Below are 23,525 nucleotides of genomic sequence, written 5' to 3'. Positions count from 1 at the left end.
GGCTTGATCTGCGGGAACGGCTCCGCGCTGTCCGATTTTACTCTGCCGAGTTATTCGGCAGCCTCCCGCCCATCTGCTTGGGCACGCGCTTCAGAGGCCAGATAACTCAGCGCCGCCTGTACACCGCCTTGCTCGAAGGGCACGGCGGCCAGCTCCAATCCCATCTCGACGCCGGACAGGGTTCCCGCCAGCATCAAATCGTTGAAATCACCCAAATGCCCGATCCGGAAAACCCGTCCCGCAAGCTTGCTCAAGCCATTGCCGAGCGACATGTTGAAATTGTCGGCCACGACCTTTCTGAAAGCGTCGGCATCGTATCCTTCGGGTAAACGAACCGCAGTGAGCGAACTTGAATAATTCTTCGGCTCATTGCAGAGAATCTCTAACCCCCAGGTGCGCACCGCGCGCCGGGTTGCTTCGGCGTGCCGGTCATGACGGGCGAAGACATTGTCCAAACCTTCTTCCTGCAGCATGTCGATCGCCTCGGCTAAACCGTAGAGCAGATTGGTCGCGGGCGTGTAGGGGAAGAAGCCGGTTGCGTTGGGGCCTGCCATATCCTCCCATGACCAGAAGGCTTTTTTCGAGGAACAGGTCTTGGCAGCGAGCAGTGCCTTCTCGCTCACCGCATTGAACGAAAGTCCGGGCGGCAGCATCAATCCTTTTTGTGATCCGCCAACAGTTACATCGACGCCCCACTCGTCCTGACGGTAGTCGATCGACGCCAGGGATGAGATGGTATCGACCATCAGCAGCGCCGGATGCCCGGCGGCGTCAATCGCATTGCGCACTTCATCGATTCGCGTGGTCGCGCCCGTCGAGGTTTCGTTATGCACAACGCAAACGGCTTTGATCTCGTGGGAGGCATCGTCGCGCAAGCGGTTTTCGATTGCGTTGGCGTCGGCACCGCTGCGCCAGTCACCTTGGAGGAATTCCGGCTGCAGGCCAATCTTCGTCGCCATCGATTTCCAGAGTGTCGAAAAATGACCGGTCTCGTACATCAGAACCTGATCGCCCGGGTCTAACGTATTGACCAGCGCCGCCTCCCAGGCACCGGTGCCTGACGCCGGATAGATGAAGACCGGACCGGTGCATTTGAAGATCGTCTTCAGCCCGCTCAGAACGCGTAACCCGAGTTCACCGAAGGCCGGACTGCGATGATCCATGGTCGGCATATCCATGGCGCGCAGGATTCGGTCCGGAACATTCGTCGGACCAGGAATTTGCAAGAAATGGCGGCCTTGCCTCGGCATCGGAACTTCTCCTCTGGTGGACCGAACCCAATGCCTGTTTTTCAAGCGTCAGGTCAATCACCTCACTAACCTATTGATCTAGCTGACCGACCCGAATAACTGGCTGCGCAATCCGATAGCCGTTCGCAGGCGGCCGGTCACTCCATCATAACCTATCTACGCAACAGATCGCGGCTTGTCGCGCGGATTGAATGTTGCAATAATGAATTATGAATTCAATTTTCGAGTCAAGTGGATTATGCGAAATCGGATGAATTCACCCCGAAAATCTACCGGGTACAGGCCGTGAAGAACGCGATGGGGTCGGCCGTGGAACTCGATTCCGCCCTCCAGCGCCGGCTGGCGTCGGAGATCCAGGGCGCAACGCTATTTGACCGCTTTTCGCTGGGCCGCTACGCCACTGATGCTTCGGTTTATCAGATGATGCCGCTGGGGGTGATTGTTCCGGAGAGCCTGGAAGACGTGCGAAAAAGCTTTGCGATCGCGCGTGATGCCGGCGTGCCGGTTCTGCCACGCGGCGGCGGCACGTCTCAATGCGGACAGACGGTCAATCGCGCTCTGGTGATCGACACTTCCAAACACCTCAACAAACTGATCGAGCTCGACGCTGAAAACCGGCGTTGTGTGGTTGAACCCGGGATCGTCCTGGATCATCTCAACGCGGCGTTGAAGCCGCACGGTCTCTGGTTCCCGGTCGATGTTTCGACCTCCAGCCGGGCAACCATCGGCGGCATGACCGGAAACAATTCCTGCGGCAGCCGTTCAATCCGCTATGGGACCATGCGCGACAATGTTCTGGCCGTTGATGCCCTGCTGGCCGACGGCACGCCGATGCATTTCGGTCCGATCGCACCGGAAATTTCTTCGGTGAACGATACGTCACCTGAACACGACCTCTTCCGCGATCTCTTCGCGCTGGGCAGCCGGGAAGCCGAGGAAATTCGCCTGCGGTTTCCCGATGTGGCCCGGCGGGTCGGCGGCTACAACATTGATGCGCTTGTCCCCGGCAGTGGAGAAGGCGAGAAAAGCAACAATCTGTCGCATCTTCTGGTCGGGTCCGAAGGCACCCTGGCCTATTCGACCCGCATTGAACTGAAGTTATCTCCCCTTCCACGCACCAAGGTACTAGGGGTTTGTCATTTCGCCAGTTTCTACGAAGCGATGGATGCTACACAGCATCTGGTCTCACTCGATCCAGCCTTCGTCGAACTGGTCGACCGCACCATGATTGATCTGGCGCGCGACGTGGCAATGTATCGCCCAACCATCGAAGAAGTCGTGAAAGGTGATCCGGAAGCCCTGTTGCTGGTCGAGTTCGCGGGCGATGATCAGGAGGAAAACCTGCGCCGCCTAAAGCAGCTTGGCGAGCGCATCGGTGACCTCGGATTTGCCTGGAACCGTGACGGCAAGCATTGGGGCGGCGTCGTGGAAATCGTCGACCCCGCCGCCCAGACGGCCTTGATGGAAGTCCGCAAGGCCGGACTCAACATAATGATGTCCATGAAGTCGGAGGGAAAACCGATTTCCTTCGTCGAGGATTGCGCGGTACGGCTGACCGACCTGGCCGACTACACAGAACGACTGACTAACATCTTCGCCAAACACGGCACGCGCGGGACCTGGTACGCCCACGCCTCGGTCGGCTGCCTACACGTTCGGCCCGTGCTGAACCTGAAACTCGACGAGGATCTGCGCACAATGCGCGCGATTGCCGAGGAAGCTTTCGACATGGTCGCCGAATACAAGGGCTCGCATTCCGGCGAGCACGGCGACGGCATCGTTCGTTCGGAACATCATGAACGCATGTTCGGCAGCCGCATGGTCCGTAGCTTCGAAGAGGTCAAAGACCGCTTTGACCCGGAAGGTCTGTTGAATCCCGGCAAGATCGTCAGAGCCCCGAAAATGGACGAGCGGGCGCTGCTGCGTTACGGCCCGGATTACAAGACACCTGAGATGCGCAGCCTGCTTGATTGGAGCTCTTATCCTGGAGCAGGAGGCGGTTTTCAGGGCGCCGTGGAGATGTGCAACAACAACGGCGCCTGCCGCAAGCTCGATGCTGGTGTCATGTGTCCTTCGTACCGCGTCACCAGGGACGAGCGCGACTCCGTGCGTGGCCGCGCCAACAGTCTGCGCCTCGCGCTATCCGGGCAGCTCGGTCCGGATGCGATCACCTCAGACGAAATGATGGAAACGCTGAAACTCTGCGTATCCTGCAAAGGCTGTAAGCGCGAGTGTCCGACCGGTGTCGACATGGCGAAGATGAAATCCGAGGTCCTCGCCGCGCGTGCCGAACGGCATCGCCTCAGCTTGCACGATAGGCTGGTCGCCTACCTGCCACGCTACGCACCCTTCGTTGCGAAGATGGCGGGGGCGGCGAACCTGCGCGACCGCATTCCGGGTCTCGCCGTTCTTTCGGAAAAGGTGGCCGGCTTCTCGGCAAAACGAAAACTGCCACAATGGCGCAGCGACAGCTTCGACGAAGTAGAGGCCGCCAGCCTGACCAACAATGCAGCCGACGGACGCGAAGTGATCCTCCTGGCCGACACCTTCAATAGATATTTCGAACCCGACAATCTGCACGCGGCGCTCTCGGTACTCAACGCCGGTGGGTACAAAGTTCTCTTTGCCAACGCAACTGACGGCAAGCGCCCACTCTGTTGTGGCCGGACCTTTCTCTCGGTGGGGCGGCTGGACGAGGCGCAGGTCGAAGCAAACCGAGTCATCAGCGCCTTATTGCCTTTCGCCCAACGCGGGATACCGATCATTGGCTTGGAGCCAAGCTGTCTTCTGACGTTGCGCGACGAATACCGATCGCTTTTCCCAAACGACGACACCCGTAACGAAAACGTCGCAACCATTGCCGCACAGTCGATGCTGCTTGAGGAATTTCTGGACCGGGAATCCGAAGCCGGACGTCTGAAACTCGAACTCAAGCCCATCGCCAAAAAGGCTCTGCTGCACGGCCACTGCCATCAGAAAGCCTTCGGCATCTTAACGCCGGTGCAAAAGGTACTCAGCCTGATCCCTGATCTCGAGGTCGAAACCATCGACAGCAGTTGCTGCGGAATGGCGGGCGCCTTCGGTTACGACGCCGACACCCATGACGTATCCATGAAAATGGGTGAACTTTCGCTGCTCCCCAAAGTCCGTGCCGCCGCAGCCGGTGATTTGATCGTCGCGGACGGCACCTCCTGCCGCCATCAGATTGCCGATGGCACCACCCGGCAAGCACTGCACGTCGCTCAAATCTTGAAGTCGGCCCTGCGGTAAGGATAATGGATCGCAAGGTTTCATTGCATTTTTGTGCAATAAACTCCAAAAGTTGAATGTAAAACTGAAAACAGCACCTTCGACAGCTCGTCAGGGAACTCAAAGATGGCTTCAAACGCCCTCAAACAGCCAATTGTCCGGCAGTCTCTACACGAAGAACTGGTTGGGCTCGTCCGGGAACTGATCGTAGACGGCGACTTGCCGCCAGGTGTGAAGATTCCCGAAAAGGAGCTCTGCGAACGGTTCGGCGTTTCACGTACGCCGCTGCGCGAAGCGCTGAAGGTTCTGGCGTCGGAAGGCCTGGTGACCCTGACACCAAATCGCGGCGCCTCGGCCAGCCTTATCACGATCGAGGACCTGGAAGAGGTCTTTCCGGTCATGGGTGCCTTAGAGGCACTGGCCGGCGAACTAGCCTGTCAGCACATGACCGCACGCGAGATCGCCTCTGTGCGCTCTCTGCACAATCGCATGATCGAACACTATCGACAGGAACAGCTGAAACCCTACTTTCAGCTTAATCAGAATATTCACGAGGCCATACTGGCCGGCTCGCGAAACAACAGCCTGATCGTTATGTATCGTTCCCTCGCCGGGCGCGTGCGCCGGGCGCGCTACTTCGCAAACATGTCGCGCAAGCGCTGGGCGCAGGCCGCGGCTGAGCATGAGGAGATCATATCGGCTTTGGAAGCGCGGGATGGCGCACAGCTGGCCGATATTCTGAAACGCCATCTGCAGAACAAGTTCGAAACGGTCAGCCAACAGCTCATGGAAATGGCCGAAAGCGTTCAAAAGCCGAATCGAGCATCGCGCTAGAGCAGATCGAGTTTAGATGGAATCGCCGAAGGCGGACTGTCCCACCTGTGGGTCTGCGCTGACTATATGAATCCGATCTAGAGGGCAATCGCTCCAGATTCAGATCATTCTTTCACTGCGCGGCGGGTTCTTCGGGCGTCTCGGTACCAGTCTCGCCCTCTCCCTCGTCCGCTGAGCCCGGTGCTGCCTCAACTTGTATGTTGCGGCACCCCGTCACCCAGACGTCGTAGACGGGATGCTCCACTGCCGAAAGCGCGGGCGAGGAGGCAAACATCCATCCTTTAAAAACCACTCGGGCCGGTTCGTCCGGCCGCACATCGGTGATCTCGAGAAAAGCCGTCGATTCGGGCGGCTCTTCCGGCGGGGTTTTCTGGCAGGCCTGGACAACGATCTCAAAGCTGCCGAAGCGCACGGTCTCTCCGATTGGAGCTTCGAATTCGGAGACCCTCGCGGTGATCTTGTCCAGACCCTGCAAGATCGCGCCCAGCTTTTCCAGCGGCATCTCGTCGAGTGGCACGTCTCCTTCGACAGCAGACTGGTCCGGATCAACGCCCGGCGTTTCAGCCTGATCCGTTTCGCCAGCGGTCTGCGCCAGCAACGGCGCCTGCGTTGAGGCAAGAACAAGGAGAGATCCGGCAGCGAGGCCCCCCCCGAAGCGCGCAGCAAAAGACATCATTCGGCAGGATCCTCGGGCTTCGCGGGTTCCTTGTTTTGGGCGTTTTTTGCTGCGTAAGGATTGTCGAGTCGTTCCATCAATCCGGTCAACACTTCGCGCACCTGCTGTTCGTCGCAACCCATGAGGATGGCGTCTTCCAGTGCGTCTTGGGCCATTTCCTGGATTTCAACGAGGTTCTCGTTCAACACCTTGATCTTTTCGCGGCAGGAAACCGCCGCACCATCAGGTTGGCGCCAGGTGGGAATATCCGTTTTTTCGCCGCTCGAAGTCATTGCGCCCACGGTTTACTTCAAGTCGCTTTCGGATTCACTGCCGCTACCTTCTGCCGCGCTGAATACGAAACGGCCTAAAAGATCCACGACGTTGATCGACCCCTGCGTATATTCGATTTCGCCGCCCGCCGGAATGTTCTCGTCGTCTCCGCCCGGTGTCAGGCTGACAAAGTTTCCCCCCAGCAGGCCATCGGAGATAATCCGCGCAGAGGTGCCGACCGGTAGCTTAATCTCTTCATCGATATTGAGAACGATTTGGGCGAAATAGGTATCCGGGTTCAGCTTCTGCTCAACCACGGTTCCGATCTTAACGCCTGCCATGCGAACATCCGTACCCGGCGCCAAACCTGTCGCATCGTCGAATTCAGCCGTAACCTGATAGCCATCCACAGTGCTGACACCACTGCTGTTGAAGGCAAAAACGACAAAAAACGCAGCGACCAGGATGACGATCCCGCCCATGATGGTCTCGATAATGTTTCTGCGCATCTTACGACTTCCCTGATAGCGAATGCCTAGTCCCAGACCCTATTGTCATTTCTCTGAATGAAATGTGGATCGGTGGTTGATCAGCCCGGCGTCCAGGGTTCGTAATCTCCCGTCGCCTTGTCGCGCGCACCGCCTTTAAAGGCATGTCCCGGCGGACGGTAAGCCTGATCGGTCCCAGTTTGATTCGGCAGGTGTTCCTTTTGCCAGGTATGCTTGGCAGGACCGCCTTCGGGTGGAATCTCGTCGGTTCCGTGATGCAGCCAGGCGTGCCATTCTGCCGGAACGCGGCTTGCTTCCACGTCACCGTCATAATAGACCCAGCGGCGCTCCTTGCGCAGGCTGTCGCCGTGCACGGTGCCGCCACTCTTCATGCGGTAATAGCGATTGCCCTGCGCGTCCTGACCGACCAGCTCGCCTTTGAGCTTGGTGTAAAGCCATGTGCCAAACGTGCCGCCAACCATGAAAACCCCTTAATCTGAAACATACGCTTCGACGCGCCGGACTATTACATCTCGACAGGCCTCAGTCCAGCGGCATCAGCCAATCCAGGCCCTAGATATGGAGGGGCCAACCCTCTTGTTGCAAGGGTCATCGATTGCCCCATTTACACCTTACGCCTGGGGTCGAACACTAGCATCGACATCTTTACAGTTTACGACCGTCACCGATCCATCGCCGCAACCATAGGCAGGCGCTCTCCTTTAACCACCCTCTCGGGATGCCATCGGCGCTTTATCTCCAGACACTAGATCTATGATATGCCGCCAGGGGTGCGACAAGATGTTACAAATAAATTAACCATGCTCGTATACCCTGTGCACAAATCTGCAAAACGTTGAAAAACTTCAATTTATCCCCATATTTTACCTATCATAGATAACCGTTATTATCTTATTTTGCTACTTTTGATACGTAGGTATTAACCCTTTGTTAAGACAATATCTGGTGACGCGGGGCAAATGTTGTGGTTTACTCAGCTCATGCAACAAGATGTGCTGTCGCGGGGGTTTTGACCGGCGATTTTAGCGGTGCATGCGGGGGCACGGTTCCGGGGAGATGCGGGGAATTTACCTGCACGGAGCCACATACAACTGGCGAAATTAACATTTAGGTCAAGAGAGGACACGGCATGCGCATTGCACGTCGCTTCACCGAAGTCGGCAAAGACGTTTACGACTCGATCGAATTCAGAAAAACATCGAGCGAGATCCGCAATCCGGACGGGTCGATCGTCTTTGAGGCGCGGGACATTGAAGTCCCTGCTGCCTGGAGCCAGGTTGCTTGCGATATTCTAGCGCAGAAATACTTCCGCAAGCGCGGTGTACCGCGCAAACTGACCGCAGTCCGTGAAGACAACGTCCCCGCATGGCTATGGCGCTCCGCACCCGATAAAAAAGCGCTGCAGGAGCTCGAGGAAGACAGCCGGATTGGCGGTGAGCATAGCGCGAAGCAGGTTTTTGATCGCTTGGCAGGCACCTGGGCCTATTGGGGCTGGAAGGGTGGCTACTTTGACGCCGAGGAAGACGCCCGCGCCTACTTCGATGAAATGCGCTACATGCTGGCGCGTCAGATGGCGGCCCCAAATTCCCCACAGTGGTTCAACACCGGCCTGCATTGGGCCTATGGCATCGATGGCCCGAGCCAGGGGCACTACTATGTCCACTTCGAGAGCGGTGAAGTGGTTCGCTCGGCTTCCGCCTACGAGCACCCGCAACCCCATGCCTGTTTCATCCAGTCGGTCGACGACGATCTGGTAAACGAGAATGGGATCATGGACCTCTGGGTCCGTGAGGCACGTCTGTTTAAGTACGGCTCGGGTACCGGCACCAACTTCTCGCGCTTGCGTGGCTCCAGCGAAAATCTGGCCGGCGGCGGCAAATCCTCAGGCCTCATGAGTTTCCTGAAGATCGGCGACCGCGCTGCTGGTGCAATCAAGTCCGGCGGCACAACACGGCGCGCGGCCAAGATGGTGACCGTGGACCTGGATCATCCGGACATCGAGGACTACATCGACTGGAAGGTCGTTGAGGAACAGAAGGTTGCCGCATTAGTGACCGGCTCTAAGACCTGTGAAAAGTATCTGAACGACGTAATCAAGGCCTGCCACGGACTGGAAGGCGAAGAGAACGGCAGTGCGGCGCTTGATCCAAAGCAGAACCCTTTGCTGAAAAAGGCAATCCGGGCTGCCCGCAAAGCCCTGGTTCCGGACAACGCGATCCAAAGAACCATTCAATACGCCGGTCAGGGCTATGTCTCGATCGAGTTCAAGACCTATGACACCGATTGGGATTCCGATGCCTATCTGACGGTATCGGGGCAGAATTCCAACAATTCCGTGCGCGCGCCGAACGGCTTCTTCGAAGCGGTCGAGAACGACGGTGACTGGGCCTTGCTCCGCCGGACCGACGGTGGCGTCCACAAGACGATCAAAGCCCGTGAGCTTTGGGACAAGATCGCCCAGGCAGCCTGGGCCTGCGCCGATCCCGGTATGCAGTACGACACCACAATCAACGACTGGCATACCTGTCCTGCATCGGGCCGGATCAACGGATCCAATCCTTGCTCTGAATATATGTTCCTGGACGACACGGCCTGTAACCTGGCGTCGCTGAACCTGATGACCTTCCGGCATGAGGACGGCCGTTTCGACATCGGCTCCTATGAGCACGGGGTTCGCCTCTGGACGCTCACTCTCGAAATCTCTGTTCTCATGGCACAGTTCCCGTCGCGTCAGATTGCGCAGCTCAGCTACGCCTATCGGACGCTGGGTCTGGGTTACGCCAACATCGGCGGCCTGCTGATGGCAGAAGGCATCTCTTACGACTCCGACGAGGGTCGCGGCATCTGCGGCGCCCTGACGGCGTTGATGACTGGTGTCGCCTACGCCACCTCTGCCGAGATGGCAGGCGAACTCGGCAGCTTCCCCGGTTATGAAGAAAACCGCGAAGACATGCTGCGGGTCATGCGCAACCATCGCCATGCAGCCCATGGCCAGAACGATGGCTTCGAAGAGCTTTCGGTTCTTCCGGTGGTTCTCGACTCGGGGAATTGCCCCGACAAGGCACTGGTCAAGGCCGCGAAGCGGGCCTGGGACGACGCGTTGGCCAAGGGCGAAAAGCACGGTTATCGCAACGCCCAGACCACGGTGATCGCCCCGACCGGCACGATCGGCCTGGTCATGGATTGTGACACCACCGGCATCGAGCCCGACTTCGCGATCGTGAAATTTAAGAAGCTGGCCGGCGGCGGTTACTTCAAGATCATCAACCGCACCGTACCGGAGGCACTCGAGACCCTGGGCTACGACGACGGCCAGATCGAAGACATCGTTGGTTACGCTGTCGGTCACGGCACCTTGGTAGGCGCGCCCGGAGTCAACCATGAAAGCCTGCGCGCCAAAGGCTTCACTGAAGCAGCTCTTCAGGCAATCGAAGCAAGCCTGGGTTCGGCCTTCGATATCAAGTTCACCTTCAACAAGTGGACGCTTGGCGAAGAGTTCTGCACCAAGGTGCTGGGCTTCAGCGAAGAGCAGCTGGACGATGTCTCCTTCGACATGCTGTCGACCCTCGGCTTCACGAAGGCCGATGTGGAAGCAGCCAACACCTATTGCACCGGTGCCATGACCCTGGAAGGCGCACCGGGACTGAAAGACGAGCATCTTCCGGTCTTCGATTGTGCCAACGCCTGCGGCCGGATCGGAAAACGCTTCCTGTCGGCTGAAAGCCACATCCGCATGATGGCGGCGGCACAGCCCTTTATCTCGGGTGCGATCTCCAAGACCATCAACATGCCGAACCAGGCATCGGTCGACGACTGCAAAGACGCCTACATGCTGTCGTGGCGCCTCGGCCTGAAAGCCAACGCGCTTTACCGGGACGGCTCCAAACTGTCGCAGCCTCTTTCAACCGCCATTCTGGAGATGGACGACGACGAGGACGAGGAGACCCTGGCCGAACAGATTGCTGAAGCGCCTACAGGCCAGCGCGCGGAAATCGTTGCCGAACGCATCATCGAGCGGATCATCGAACGCCAGACCGAGCGGGCAAAGCTGCCGCAACGGCGCAAGGGTTATACCCAGAAAGCCATTGTCGGTGGGCATAAGGTCTATCTTCGGACCGGCGAATACGAAGATGGTTCGATCGGTGAGATCTTCATAGACATGCATAAGGAAGGGGCGGCCTTCCGAAGCCTGATGAACAACTTCGCCATCGCCATTTCGATCGGCCTGCAGTACGGCGTGCCGCTCGAAGAATATGTCGAAGCCTTCACCTTTACGCGCTTTGAACCCTCGGGCATGGTCGAAGGCAATGACGCCATCAAGATGGCGACGTCGGTCATCGACTACATCTTCCGGGAGCTGGCGATCTCTTACCTGGGCCGTAATGATCTGGCCCATGTGGAGCCCACGGATGTCATGCCGGACTCGGTCGGGCGCGGGAATCAGGAAGGCAATCTGCCGGAAGACACCCGTGAAGCGGTCGCGGAAACCGTGCGCCGTGTTGCATCCACCGGCTACGTCCGCAATCAGCTCCTGGTCTTCAACGGCGGCGGCGACAACGGCTCTTCTGCCGTCGCGGCCTCTTCCAACGTCTCTCAGATAACCTCTTCGACGGCGGCTCCGGCCTCAAGCGGCAGCAGTCCGTCTCCTGAACTCGTCGGCGCATCTCTGTCAACATCGGCAGCTCCTTCCGGAGCTCCGTCGCCAACTGCCGCCGGCGGGGCTTCGGCCTCTGCAGCATCCAACAAGCGCCTGGAGCGTGTGCGTGAAGCACGCATGAAAGGCTATGAGGGTGACCCCTGCGGAGACTGCGGCAACTTTACGCTGGTACGCAATGGGACTTGCATGAAATGCGCGACCTGCGGCAGCACCAGCGGCTGCTCCTGAGCTAGCCAACTCGGGAGCAGGTCAACCCTGTAGACTCAAGTATGAGTTCTCCCTGTCGACTTCGGGGTGTCCTTACCCAAGGCACCCCGATTTTCTGTTTTGAACAGTCCTGCCGCAGGTCTCTAACTCAATAAGCAAAATCGCCTTATTTAGGTCACACCAGGCTCAAAATCTGAGATCATGTCTTCCCGCGGTTTGAACAGCTTGGTTGCGGACGGATTATGAACTCAAGCGATAACGCGATGGCGATACGGCAGCAGCCACTCCCAAAAGCCTGGGCCGGGATCTTCCTGATTATCGGTGTCGCCTGCGGTCTGCTGACCCATCTTGTGACCGAGCACACCGACGATGTCGCCTTGTCCTTTTCTCTATCCCAAGCCCTGTTGCTCGGGGCACTCCTGTTTGTCCTGAGTGCGCGTCCAGGCAAAGTCATTCCAGCAACAGTCTTTGCCCTGGCGGTAGTCTTCTGCCAGGGATTGCTCTCCACCACCGCCATTTATCGCTTCGGAGTGGAGTTTGCCGAAAACTCGGCCCTGATTGCCATTCTTTGCGGCCAATCGATCGTCTTCTCCTATATCGCCCTGCCTTTCTTTCAAACCTGGCTCGACGACGGGGATCTGTCGTTTTCCTACGAGGGGCTTTTCGTACACTCCTGGAACAACGGCCTGCTTGCGCTGGTGGGTCACGGGTTCATGGGCCTGTTTTGGCTGATCCTTTTCCTCTTCGCGCTCTTATTCGAAAGCGTCGGGATTGATGCGCTCCAGAGGCTGATTGAAGAGACGTATTTCGCTATTCCGGCAACGACCACCGCTACGGCGTTAGGGATCTTCATTGCGCGCGATCACGCGCGGATTGTCGCGGCGCTCCGGGCTGTTCTCTTTTCCCTGTTGTCGGTACTCAACCCGGTGTTCCTGCTCCTCGCGATTGGCTTCCTGGGGGCCCTGGCATTGGGTGGTTTCGAAAAGCTCTCGAGCGTGATCAGTGCGTCCGCCACGCTGCTCTCGCTCATCACCATAGGGGTCATCCTGAGCAACGCGGTTTTACGCGACGGCAGCGAAATACTGAAGGCGAACAGGCTGCTCCGTTACAGCACAATAGCCTTGTTGCCGGCCCTGCTGTGTTTCTGTGGCTTTGCCTACTACGCAATCCATCTTCGGATATCCGACTATGGCCTCACGCCGGAACGTGTCTGGATTGCAGTGGCAACGGGCTTTCTCTCGATCTACTGCCTTGCCTACGTTCTGTCCTTTATGTTCCGCGGTCGTTGGATGGCGGTTTGCCGGCGCGCCAATGTCTTTATCGCCCTAGCCGTCGCGGCCACCGCGCTTGTGATGCAAACGCCCTTGGCCGATCCTTTCGTTCTCAGCGCTAAAAGCCAGTATGAGCGCCTGATCAGCGGCGCGGCAGATCCACAGTCGTTCGACTTCGGATTTCTGAAGTTCGAGTTAGGCGGTCCGGGACACGAGGTGCTGAAATCAATCGCGGAGGATAGCGGCGCAGCATCAAAAGAAATTGTGGCCGAAAACCTCGCAAGGCTGGCGGCCGCCAACCACTACTGGGAATGGAAGCAACCCCAATCTGAATCCGAAACCGAAAAACGCCGTACGACCTTGGGAAATCGAAACCTCGTTCAGCGGATACCGTCAGATCTCAGCATTCCCAACAGCGAGGCGATCTTCACACTGCGTGAATATGACCTTCCCCTGCGGAACTGCGCCGAGGCAGGCAAGGCCGACTGCCTTATCGCCTCGGTCGATCTGACCGATCATCCTGGCAACGAACTGATCTTTGCCATACGGGAAAATGGCGCGACGCATATTTATCTTCTTGAACAGGAGGATAAAGCCTGGCGCGTCACTGTGCTGAGATACAATGATGTCAGCGACGATCTCTGGGATGCACTGTCAGATGGCCAGTTCTCTAGCGTACCAAGTGATCACCGCGACCTGAAAATCGGTAACGCAATCCTGCGCCTGCGGCAAACAAACGGTCGCGCATCACTCGAACGGTTCGCCCCTGGCGAAACCTCACCTTAATCCGCTATAACTCCCCTCCAAAATTTTAACTCCAGATAGGTGAGGGATAGACTCCATGGCGGGACAGATTGATGCGCGGTTGGCGGAACTCGGAATCGAAGTGCCGGAAGCTGCGGCACCCGTGGCCAATTACGTAGGCTACGTCATCAGCGGCAAGACGATATACGTCTCCGGTCAGGTGACCGTTAAGGACGGCGCCTTTCTTTATCAGGGCAAACTCGGTGATTCGGTTTCGTTGGACGACGGCGTGGCCGCAGCCCGGCTCTGCGGCGTCAACATCATCTCTCAGCTCAAGGCAGCCTGCGGCGGGGATCTCGACAAAATCAAACGCATTGTCCGCTTGGGCGGATACGTTAACTCCACCCCAGACTTCGGCGATCAGCCAAAAGTCATCAATGGCGCTTCCGATCTTATGGTCGAGGTTTTCGGCGATAAGGGCCGTCATTGCCGGGCCGCTGTCTCCGCCGGGTCCCTGCCCTTCAGCGTCGCTGTTGAAATCGAAGCGACAGCAGAGCTGGAGTAAACGCCTCCACATGCGATCGGTTGCGCGGGCACAGACGGCCTTGACCCGGACGTGCCCGCGCGGCTGAATAGTGATTATGCCAGATACAACGACAAATTTGACGCCCGAAGCGGCGGAATTCCTCACCCAGCACCCGGAAACGCGGAGCCTTGACGCGATCTTCCCTGACCTTTCAGGTGTAATCCGCGGGAAACGGTATCCCATGTCTGAGTTCGGGAAGGTTACGAGCGACGGTCTCGCCTTTCCAGCGTCCGTCTTCATGCTCGATACGCTCGGGCAGAGCCATGATCCTGCAGGCCTCGGGTTTTCCGACGGTGATCCGGACCGGGTCGCGAAGATCGTGCCGGGCACGCTTCTACCGGTCCCCTGGGCGGCACAACCAAGCGCGCAGGCGCTCATTACCCTCAGCGAGGCCGATGGCAGCCCCTACCCATTCGAGCCCCGTAACATCCTGCTGTCGGTGCTCGAACGCATCAAGGCGCTGGGCCTGAGGCCCGTGGTCGCCTTCGAGCTCGAGTTCTACCTGTTCGACCGGCAGCGCGGCGAAGGCGGCGTTCCGCAACCGCCGGTCTCACCCCTTACGGGACAGCGCGACAACGGCACCCAAGTCTACGGTATGGACGCACTGGACGGCTTCGCAAGTGTTATCGAAGAAATCGGCAAGTCCTGCGAGGTGCAGGGTATCGCCACCGGCGCGATCACATCGGAATATGCACCCGGTCAATTCGAGATCAACCTGCATCATCTCGACGATGCCATGAAGGCTGCAGACCACTGCATATTTTTTAAGCGCACCGTCAAGGGCGTGGCCCGCAAACATGGTTTCCAGGCCAGCTTCATGGCCAAGCCATTCCTGGACACGGCAGGCAGCGGCCTGCATATGCACATCTCGCTGCTGGACGATCAGGGCCGGAATATCTTCGATGGTGGCAAAGACACCCCGGCCAGCCCGCGCCTGAAGCACGCAATCGGCGGCATACTCGAAACACTGCCGGAGGCGATGGCCTTCATCGCCCCGAACGTCAACTCCTTCCGGCGATATGTGCCCGACATCTTTGTGCCGATCCGTCGTTGCTGGGGTTACGAAAACCGATCTGTGGCGCTCCGGATCCCGCTTGGCGAGGGTGCTGCCCGGCGCATCGAGCACCGCATGGCCGGTGCGGATGCCAATCCCTATTTGACTCTGGCATCCGCCTTGGCGGGCATTCATTACGGCCTGACAAATGAATGCGACCCCGGTTCACCGGGAGAAGGCAATACAGGCCATGCCTATGACCCCGACCTGCCCTTCCGGCCACGGCGGGCACTAGACCGTCTCGGCGAAACCCCGTTGCTCGGTGACTACTTCGGCCATGACTATCTAAATGCCTACATTGCCTGCAAGCAGGCAGAACTCGACCGTTTCGAGAGCCATATCAGCCGGGTCGAATACGACTGGTATCTTCAGGCGGATTGAGCGCTATCCGCCGAACAGGCCCCGCAGGGTCGCGGCGTCCACCGGCGCCAGCTTGACACCATCAGGTACTTCGAAGAGCGCTGTGTCTTGTGCGCCGCGCCGAATGTTCGTCTGAATCAGACGGTAGTCTCCGCGCGTATCCGAGGCTTCGGCCTGCACCGGAATGCCGTCGTCGGTCAGCCAAAGCGTCAGGGTATAAGGCTCCTTTGCCTTGAGCCGTTCGACATCATACTTCGTCGCGGCCACACCGTTGACCGTCTCACGGCCCAGCGTCTTTGGTTTCAATGACGCAAAATGAGCCAGATTCGGCAGGGATTCGCCCTCTTCGAGCTGCAACTCCATGCCGATGCTGATCAGGGGCAGAAGATACACGACGCGATTGAGTTCCGGCTGTAGGATCAAGACCTGCGGCATTCCGCCGAATTGGAATTCCCGCCGTTCCCTGCCTTCATGATGGTAAACCTTGGAAGCTATCCGGCGTTGATTGATCTGCAGAACCGCATCGGCGGAATATGATGCCTGACGCTGCGGAATCTCTGCTGCATTCACCCCCCAGGAAACCCCCATCAGGAAAAAAGCGAGTGGCAAGGCAGAACGCAGAAGTTGTCTATACAAATATTGAATCATGATATTTCTTGATCGTGCTTCAGGAATCAATTGATGGGCATCTGTTCAAAAAACTGTGGCAACACCATGTTCATAAGCGTCATATCTTCAAGTGCAATCGACAAATGGCTTGCGATAAGCTGCCATCTCTTATGACGGAACAGTTGATAACAGCAGGAACCCGCCTTGCCCGACGGAAGCGATAGAGTAGCCATCGCGGTCCATGCCCGGATCGCCGACGTTCCCTGGGCACAGTGGGATGCCTGCGCAGGCGACAATCCCTTCGTCAGCCACGCCTTTCTCAACGCGCTGGAGGAAAGCGGCTCCGCCTGCGCAGAAACCGGCTGGCAGCCGCAACACCTCACCATCACGGACGAAAGCGGGCGTTTGGCAGGCGCTGTGCCGCTCTACCTCAAAAGCCATTCCTACGGCGAGTATATTTTCGACTGGGGCTGGGCCGACGCCTACCACCGCGCCGGCGGATCTTATTATCCGAAGCTGCAGGTCTGCGTCCCCTTTACACCGGCGACCGGCCCGCGCCTGCTGCTGCGGCCGGATTGTGAGCAGGACGGCATCCGCAACGCCCTGATTGCCGGAATGCTGGAGCTAGGACGCCGTCACAACGTCTCGTCCCTGCATATAACTTTCCCGAACCGGGAACAGTGGGAACAGCTCGGCGACGCCGGTCTGCTGAAGCGCATCGGCCTGCAGTATCATTGGCAGAACCGCGGCTACGGCAGCTTCGACGACTTCCTCGCCGATCTGGTGTCGCGCAAACGCAAGTCGATCAAAAAGGAGCGCCGCAAGGTAGCCGAAAGCGGCATCGTCCTGAAGGCGCTGACAGGCGACGAAATTACGGCCCTACATTGGGACAGGTTCTACAGCTTCTATCTCGCCACCAGCGACAAGAAGTGGGGTCAAGCCTACCTGACCCGTGAATTCTTCGACCGCATTGGCGCCAGCCTCGCCGACAATGTAGTGCTCATGGTCGCCGAGGACGAGGGCGAAGTCGTCGCAGGTGCCCTGAACCTGAAAAGCGGCGATACCCTTTACGGCCGTAACTGGGGCTGCCACGGCAACTACCGCTTCCTGCACTTCGAGGCCTGCTATTACCAAGCCATCGACTATGCCATCCAGCACGGCCTGAAATTCGTCGAGGCCGGTGCTCAGGGCGAGCATAAGATCCAGCGCGGCTACCTGCCGGTCGAAACCTACAGCGCACACTGGATCCGCGACGCCGGCTTTAACGAAGCGATTGCGGACTTCCTGGTGAGGGAGGGCACGTCAGTGAGGCGGGATATTGAGGCGCTTGGGGACTACAGTCCGTTCAGGCGTGAGTGACTTTTCGCCTAAACCACCGATGGCCGATTGATGTTAAAAATGTCGATCTGATTTTGCTCGAACAGATCTTCCAACTTATCTGGCCCCTCAGACACGGCGTAGCGATACTCCGCATCAGAGATCGGAACGGCCATTAGCCATGCCACTGTCTTTGAATCGAACTCCAGGGATTTCAGTTCTTCATCCCACAAAAACGGAGGAACAAACATCAAGTGCTGCATCGTTGACGAACATTCGTACATCGACACGATGTCGGGGAAAATGGTTCCTGGAGAGCAAAACCACTGTGAGTTGATGATACAAAAAGCCGCTGTCGTCAGAATATTCTCGAATTCCTCGCAAGAGCTAGCGCAGGCACCGACAAATTCGACGCGCACTCCAACTTCACGGCCATCCTCAAATATTGGGGCATCAGACAAACCGATAGTGGAGTAGGAGTTTACTCCCTTTTGAGGCCGCCCTTCACAAATTAGAAGATCTACGCTGTTTTTGTCGTCGGCATCCCAGAAGCCAATGACTTTTGGCTGACCGCCAAAAACACCCGCCGCCGTCTTAGCAATCGTCTTATTTTCATTGGATATTTGTGACATTTCGAAACTCTAAAATATTGTTTTAGGGGCCAAAGTAACTACCGGTTTTGTCTTCGCCTCGGTGGCTGCGGTTCGAGCTGGGAAGTTCGGGTCTATAGCTTGACGGCGTATTGTGTTCATCCAGAAAGGTTTCCCGACTTATCCCTCTGTCTTGAGCGCTCTGTTTGTGCTTTTTAAATTCGTGACCAGGTTTGTGCCCCATGTCCCACGGTTTGTCTTTGCTCATAAACCGTCCGGTTGCGGGATCACGGACTCGTCCGGTTGACGGTTCCACAGCATCATCCCAGACCTTATCCCTCACTCCTTTTCTGTAACCTGATGGGCGTGAGTAATCTACGCCCTTTGCAGCGGCATCGCTTGTTTTATCTGCTACGGCGGCAGAGGGAGCCGGTTCAGCGCGCCGTGTCTTGCGAGGTTTCGAATCCTCGGTCTTAGGCTTGTACTTGGCGATTTGTGAGTCGGATGCAGCCGCAGAGCTGCCGCTTGATTTCCGGGGAACATTGGCCTTTCGCGCCGCCGTAATTCGACCGGCGCCGCGCGTGAGGAGCGCGATGAAAGTACCGACACCGAGCGCGGCGATAGCGCTCGCCAGTTTCCGCGCGGCCCGGTTCAGGTCGGCATCGCCGCGTGCATTTTCCATAATCTCAAAGAATTCGAGTACGTCCCCGACCGCACCGAATATCGACCAGCCCACCATGGCAAAACCGATCGCCAGCAGAAGCACGTCAATAGCAAAGCCGACGCCGACCGCGTGGGAACCTGCCCAAACCACGAGGATTGCGACCGTCATGCCAATCGCCTCAGGCGTAACCAGTTCGGCAAAAGCCCCTTTCATCTCGCCAGGTAAGTACTGGGGCACCATTTCCAGAACCCGTCCGTACTTATCTTCGGAGCTGGCAGAAGGAAAGCTCGTGGCTCCGATCGGCTTGATTTCCCCCGCTCGTTCGACCGGCAGGGACGGCCCTTCGACGCCCTTCCTGATCTTGATGCCGCAATAACCGCTGGCCAAAAGTGCCGCAGCCAAGAGATCGGCGATATCCCTGCCTTCAGGCATTTGCGGACTCAAGGAAATCCGGCGATAGAACTGCATCAACCGCGGCAGATCGGCCGAATTCGGTGATGTGAAGGACCTGAGCGTATTGGCGAGCTCACTCCGATCAAGGATCTTTACGCGCTGAGGAAGTCCGGCAAAGTCTGATCGTTTCCCAAGAACGATGGTGTGCGAAAGACCGGAAAGTTGGAGGGAATCGAACTGTGACATCAACGCGCATTTTTATTGGGAATGAGGCCGCCTGTAGAGCGCAAAGTTTCGGCATTCTATACAATCTCGGCCGTGCTTCGATGTAAAAAATTTCTGTTACGAACTCTCTGCCCAGCGCTCTCCGCCACCCGTTAAAAGCAGACCGGCTCCGTCGAGCCATAAAAAAGAAAAAGCTGCCGCTCCAGAGGAGTGACAGCTTTTTATGATCGCAGTGTAGAAACGACGTCAGGAAACCGCTTCAGGTTTCGCCTTTGGCTTGCGCTTCTTGGCCGACGCCTTTTTAGCTTCGGTCTTGGGTTTCGGATAGGAGAAGACCGGGGCGTTGTCCTTAACGTCGACACGCACGTGACCACCCTTGTTGAGCTTGCCGAACAGCAGCTCTTCGGCCAAAGCCTTCTTGATCTGCTCTTGGATCACCCGCGCCAACGGACGCGCACCATAAAGAGGATCATACCCGATCTTGGCCAGCCATTCGCGGGCGGTGTCGCTCAGATCGATCGCGACATTACGATCTGCAAGCTGAGCTTCCAACTCGATGACAAACTTGTCGACGACACGGACCATCACATCTGGCGACAGATTCTTAAAGCTGATGGTCGAATCCAGCCGGTTCCGAAATTCCGGGGTGAAGAAGCGATTGATCGCTTCCTGGTCTTCGCCAACCCGCGCTTCGCGGCCGAAGCCCATCGCGGGTTTCGCCATGTCGGACGCACCGGCATTGGTGGTCATGATGATGATGACGTTCCGGAAATCGACCGACTTGCCGTTGTGGTCGGTCAGCTTGCCGTAATCCATCACCTGCAACAGGATATTGAAGAGATCCGGATGGGCCTTTTCAATTTCGTCGAGCAGCAGTACGCAATGAGGATGCTGATCGATGGCATCGGTCAAAAGACCGCCCTGGTCGAAACCGACATAGCCCGGAGGCGCGCCGATCAAGCGGGAGATCGAATGCCGTTCCATGTACTCGGACATGTCGAAGCGTTTCATCTCGACGCCAAGCGAGCGGGCAAGTTGTTTTGCCACTTCGGTCTTACCGACGCCGGTCGGACCGGAGAAAAGGTAACTGCCGATCGGCTTCTCGGCATCACGCAAACCGGCGCGGGCCAGTTTGATCGCTGCCGAGAGCGCGAGAATCGCCTCGTCCTGTCCGAAGACCATGGTCTTCAGATCACGCTCAAGGTTCTGCAACGCCGCCGTATCGTCCTTGGAAACCGACTTCGGCGGAATCCGGGCGATCTTGGCCACCACGGCCTCGACATCCTTTACGCCGAGCGTTTTCTTGCGCTTGGATTCAGGCAGCAACATCTGCGACGCGCCAACCTCATCTATGACGTCGATGGCTTTATCCGGCAGCTTCCGGTCGCCGATGTAGCGCGCAGAAAGTTCGACGGCCGAGCGCAGAGCCTCGCTGGTGTAACGGACCTTGTGGTGTTCTTCGTAATAAGGCTTCAGGCCGCGCAGGATCTTGACCGCATCCTCGACGCTGGGCTCGTTGACGTCGACTTTCTGGAAACGCCGAACCAGAGCGCGATCTTTCTCAAAGTGCGTTCGGTATTCCTTGTATGTCGTCGAACCGATGCAGCGCAGCGCGCCGCTCTGCAAAGCCGGCTTCAGCAGGTTCGAGGCATCCATGGCACCGCCTGACGTGGCACCCGCACCGATAACCGTGTGAATCTCGTCGATAAAAAGGATCGCACCTTCCAAGGCTTCGATCTCGGAAATCACCGCCTTCAGGCGTTCTTCGAAATCACCGCGATAGCGGGTCCCTGCCAGCAGCGCCCCCATGTCGAGCGAGTAGATGGTCGCATCCAGCAGCACGTCCGGCACGTCCTCGTCCACGATGCGTTTCGCAAGACCTTCGGCAATGGCCGTCTTGCCAACGCCGGGGTCGCCGACATACAGCGGATTGTTTTTGGTTCGGCGGCACAGCACCTGGATCGTACGCTCGATCTCATGGGCGCGCCCGATCAGCGGATCGATCCGGCCGTCAGCGGCCTTTTTGTTCAGATCGACGCAGTAGGCGTCCAGGGCTTCGTTGCCCTTGCGCACAACTTTTTCCGGATCACCGTCTTCGTCGGCGCCATGTACAGTCCGGGTTTCTTCCATACCCTCGACCTTGGCAATGCCGTGGCTGATGTAATTCACAGCATCGAGACGGCTCATCTCCTGCTCCTGCAGGAAGTATACGGCGTGGCTTTCGCGTTCCGAGAACATCGCAACCAGGACATTCGCGCCGGTGACTTCTTCGCGGCCCGAGGACTGAACATGAATCGCCGCGCGCTGGAGCACACGCTGGAAGCCAGCGGTCGGCTTTGCGTCTCCGAGCTGGCTGGTGATCAGGCTGGTCAGGTCGTTGTCGATGTAATCCAGAATGTCGCTACGCAGACTATCCAGATCGAGCCCGCAGGCACGCAGGACAGCAACCGCATCGGGATCATCGGTCAGGGCCAGCAAAAGATGCTCGAGCGTCGCATACTCATGACGTCTTTCATTCGCCAAGCCCAAGGCACGATGCAGCGTCTGTTCTAGGTTGTTGGAGAGCATCTGGGCACTATTCCTTTTCTAGCGTGCACTGCAACGGATGTTCGTTCTGCCGTGCGTAGTCGATGACCTGCGTGACTTTGGTTTCTGCAACTTCATAGCTATAGATGCCGCAGACGCCGACGCCGCGCTGGTGCACATGCAGCATGATGCGGGTCGCTTCATCGCGCGTCTTACCAAACAGGTTCTCAAGAACATGGACGACAAACTCCATTGGTGTGTAATCGTCGTTCAGCATCAAAACCTTGTACATCGCCGGTTTCTTCGTCTTAGGCTTGCTTTTGACGACAATCCCGGTCGAGGTATCGTTATCGTTTCTCCCGTCGTCACTCATCGAACTCGATGCATTCCCTCTTGATAATCTTGCCCAAATTCCCGTGGGCTATTTTAAGTCTGTTGCCCTCCTCTCAGCTAGAGAATATTGGGATAGATTAGCATGGGAAAAGCCCTTGAATCTAAAAAGCACGCTCAAATTGAACATTCGGTTTACGCCGCGAATAATTTTTCCGGCAAATAAGGCCGATGTATGGCAATGACGTTGGCACGCTTCACGCGAGTAATCTCGATCTGACGGTATGACCAAGCACGCCGTCGCAGGACAACCTGCGCCGCAGTTCATCCACTGCATGGAAGATAGAACTGTCACTGCTTTATCAATAGCTTGCCTGGCATATTCAGAGTCACCAGGCGACCCCAACACTCAAAGACTCGGCCCCCGAACATCCAAAGCATGAGTTGCGAGCTGCCCGGTGACGTAGTCGTAAGCCTCGTCGATCGAGTCGGTCAGGAGGAAAAGATCGAGATCCTCTTTGCTGATCGTTCCAAAGTCGACAAGCGTTTGAAAATTAATAACATTTTCCCAGTAACGCTTGCCGAAGAGAACAATCGGCATTTTTTTTCTGATTTTATCGGTTTGAATCAGAGTCAAAGTCTCGAACAACTCGTCGAGCGTCCCAAAACCACCCGGCATGACGACCATGGCCTTGGCCAGATAGGTGAACCAGAACTTCCGCATGAAGAAATAGTGAAACTCGAAAATCAGTTCGCGGGTGGCATAGGGATTCTCGTGTTGTTCGAACGGCAGCGAGATGTTTAACCCCACGTTCACACCGCGCGCCTCGGACGCGCCCCGGTTGGCAGCTTCCATAATCCCCGGTCCGCCGCCCGTGCAGACGACGAAGCGCTTGTCGACGTCGTCCAGAGATTTCGACCACTCGGTGAATCTGCGCGCTAGTTCACGAGTCGATTCGTAATAATGCGAGAGTTCGACCTTCTTTTGTGCCGCTTCAATGTCGCCGCCACTGCTCTCGGCTTCGGCCAAGGCGGCCTCGGCTTCGTCACGCGAGTTAATTCTGGCTGAGCCGAAGAACACAATCGTGTCATCAATTTTATATCTGCGAAACCGACTCTCCGGCTCTAGGTACTCCGCAAGAATCCGGAGCGAGCGGGCGTTCGGACTGCCCATGAAATTGTCGTCGTGGTAAGCCTTTGGAGTTTTATCGGCCATTAAGCC

At 57.4% G+C, this 23,525-nt stretch carries 18 protein-coding genes; 7 read left to right on the top strand and 11 right to left on the bottom strand.

All coding sequences use genetic code 11. The features are described 5' to 3' along the window. Window positions 1–50 precede the first annotated feature (50 nt). Entirely contained in the window at window positions 51–1,250 is a 1,200-nt protein-coding gene (locus QMZ18_RS12145; RefSeq protein ID WP_282606558.1) for an alanine--glyoxylate aminotransferase family protein, read from the bottom strand. A gap of 231 nt (window positions 1,251–1,481) precedes the next feature. Here QMZ18_RS12145 and QMZ18_RS12140 point away from each other — a divergent pair, with 231 nt between their 5' ends. Together QMZ18_RS12140 and QMZ18_RS12135 are read left to right on the top strand one after the other, a co-directional pair. Further along, window positions 1,482–4,520 carry an FAD-linked oxidase C-terminal domain-containing protein gene (locus tag QMZ18_RS12140; protein ID WP_322097199.1) on the top strand — a complete coding sequence of 1,013 codons (3,039 nt, stop codon included), beginning with the start codon at window positions 1,482–1,484 and terminating at the stop codon, window positions 4,518–4,520. A 105-nt stretch (window positions 4,521–4,625) separates the two neighbouring features. Continuing rightward, the gene (locus QMZ18_RS12135) at window positions 4,626–5,333 is read left to right on the top strand and encodes a GntR family transcriptional regulator (RefSeq protein ID WP_282606557.1); all 708 of its coding nucleotides are present in this window, start codon (window positions 4,626–4,628) and stop codon (window positions 5,331–5,333) included. 112 nt (window positions 5,334–5,445) lie between these two features. Here the strand turns inward: QMZ18_RS12135 and QMZ18_RS12130 are convergent, their stop codons facing one another. The 4 genes from QMZ18_RS12130 to QMZ18_RS12115 form a co-directional block, all read right to left on the bottom strand. Further along, window positions 5,446–6,009, bottom strand: a complete 564-nt coding sequence (locus QMZ18_RS12130; protein ID WP_282606556.1) for a DUF2155 domain-containing protein — start codon at window positions 6,007–6,009, stop codon at window positions 5,446–5,448. Then, on the bottom strand, window positions 6,006–6,281 hold the full coding sequence (locus tag QMZ18_RS12125; protein WP_322097209.1) for a hypothetical protein: 276 nt from the start codon (window positions 6,279–6,281) through the stop codon (window positions 6,006–6,008). The genes QMZ18_RS12130 and QMZ18_RS12125 overlap by 4 nt, the downstream gene beginning before the upstream one ends. Before the next feature lie 12 nt (window positions 6,282–6,293). Beyond that, window positions 6,294–6,770: an outer membrane lipid asymmetry maintenance protein MlaD gene (gene mlaD / locus QMZ18_RS12120; protein WP_282606554.1), complete on the bottom strand. Its 477-nt coding sequence runs from the start codon at window positions 6,768–6,770 to the stop codon at window positions 6,294–6,296. Window positions 6,771–6,850: 80 nt separating this feature from the next. After that, complete coding sequence (locus tag QMZ18_RS12115) at window positions 6,851–7,231, bottom strand: NADH:ubiquinone oxidoreductase subunit NDUFA12 (protein ID WP_322097198.1); 381 nt, start codon at window positions 7,229–7,231, stop codon at window positions 6,851–6,853. 668 nt (window positions 7,232–7,899) lie between these two features. On the opposite strand from QMZ18_RS12115, the gene QMZ18_RS12110 reads away from it, so the two are divergent. The 4 genes from QMZ18_RS12110 (at window position 7,900) to QMZ18_RS12095 (ending at window position 15,670) form a co-directional block, all read left to right on the top strand. Then, on the top strand, window positions 7,900–11,655 hold the full coding sequence (locus tag QMZ18_RS12110) for a vitamin B12-dependent ribonucleotide reductase (RefSeq protein WP_282606553.1): 3,756 nt from the start codon (window positions 7,900–7,902) through the stop codon (window positions 11,653–11,655). A 221-nt stretch (window positions 11,656–11,876) separates the two neighbouring features. Next, on the top strand, window positions 11,877–13,691 hold the full coding sequence (locus QMZ18_RS12105) for a DUF4153 domain-containing protein (RefSeq protein WP_282606552.1): 1,815 nt from the start codon (window positions 11,877–11,879) through the stop codon (window positions 13,689–13,691). A gap of 55 nt (window positions 13,692–13,746) precedes the next feature. After that, window positions 13,747–14,214, top strand: a complete 468-nt coding sequence (locus tag QMZ18_RS12100) for a RidA family protein (RefSeq protein WP_282606551.1) — start codon at window positions 13,747–13,749, stop codon at window positions 14,212–14,214. Window positions 14,215–14,416: 202 nt separating this feature from the next. Then, the gene (locus tag QMZ18_RS12095) at window positions 14,417–15,670 is read left to right on the top strand and encodes a glutamine synthetase family protein (RefSeq protein WP_282606550.1); all 1,254 of its coding nucleotides are present in this window, start codon (window positions 14,417–14,419) and stop codon (window positions 15,668–15,670) included. A gap of 3 nt (window positions 15,671–15,673) precedes the next feature. Here the strand turns inward: QMZ18_RS12095 and QMZ18_RS12090 are convergent, their stop codons facing one another. Continuing rightward, entirely contained in the window at window positions 15,674–16,297 is a 624-nt protein-coding gene (locus QMZ18_RS12090; protein ID WP_282606549.1) for a hypothetical protein, read from the bottom strand. Window positions 16,298–16,462: 165 nt separating this feature from the next. On the opposite strand from QMZ18_RS12090, the gene QMZ18_RS12085 reads away from it, so the two are divergent. Beyond that, window positions 16,463–17,617: a GNAT family N-acetyltransferase gene (locus QMZ18_RS12085; RefSeq protein ID WP_282606548.1), complete on the top strand. Its 1,155-nt coding sequence runs from the start codon at window positions 16,463–16,465 to the stop codon at window positions 17,615–17,617. An 8-nt stretch (window positions 17,618–17,625) separates the two neighbouring features. Here the strand turns inward: QMZ18_RS12085 and QMZ18_RS12080 are convergent, their stop codons facing one another. The 5 genes from QMZ18_RS12080 to QMZ18_RS12060 form a co-directional block, all read right to left on the bottom strand. Further along, window positions 17,626–18,207, bottom strand: coding sequence for a suppressor of fused domain protein (locus QMZ18_RS12080; protein ID WP_282606547.1), 582 nt, complete (start codon window positions 18,205–18,207; stop codon window positions 17,626–17,628). A 22-nt stretch (window positions 18,208–18,229) separates the two neighbouring features. Next, window positions 18,230–19,468 carry an HNH/ENDO VII family nuclease gene (locus QMZ18_RS12075; RefSeq protein WP_282606546.1) on the bottom strand — a complete coding sequence of 413 codons (1,239 nt, stop codon included), beginning with the start codon at window positions 19,466–19,468 and terminating at the stop codon, window positions 18,230–18,232. A gap of 225 nt (window positions 19,469–19,693) precedes the next feature. After that, a complete protein-coding gene (gene clpA, locus QMZ18_RS12070; RefSeq protein WP_282606545.1) occupies window positions 19,694–22,015 on the bottom strand; it encodes an ATP-dependent Clp protease ATP-binding subunit ClpA in 2,322 nt (773 codons plus the stop codon). A 7-nt stretch (window positions 22,016–22,022) separates the two neighbouring features. Further along, window positions 22,023–22,346, bottom strand: coding sequence for an ATP-dependent Clp protease adapter ClpS (gene clpS / locus QMZ18_RS12065; protein ID WP_282606544.1), 324 nt, complete (start codon window positions 22,344–22,346; stop codon window positions 22,023–22,025). Window positions 22,347–22,712: 366 nt separating this feature from the next. Then, on the bottom strand, window positions 22,713–23,519 hold the full coding sequence (locus QMZ18_RS12060; RefSeq protein ID WP_282606543.1) for a TIGR00730 family Rossman fold protein: 807 nt from the start codon (window positions 23,517–23,519) through the stop codon (window positions 22,713–22,715). Window positions 23,520–23,525: the final 6 nt, after the last annotated feature.

This window comes from Pelagibius sp. Alg239-R121 (genome assembly GCF_947331435.1).
Classification (GTDB): Bacteria; Pseudomonadota; Alphaproteobacteria; order Kiloniellales; family Kiloniellaceae; genus Denitrobaculum.
The sequence above is the reverse complement of the archived record's forward strand: the minus strand, read 5'-3'. Positions and strand labels throughout refer to the sequence as shown.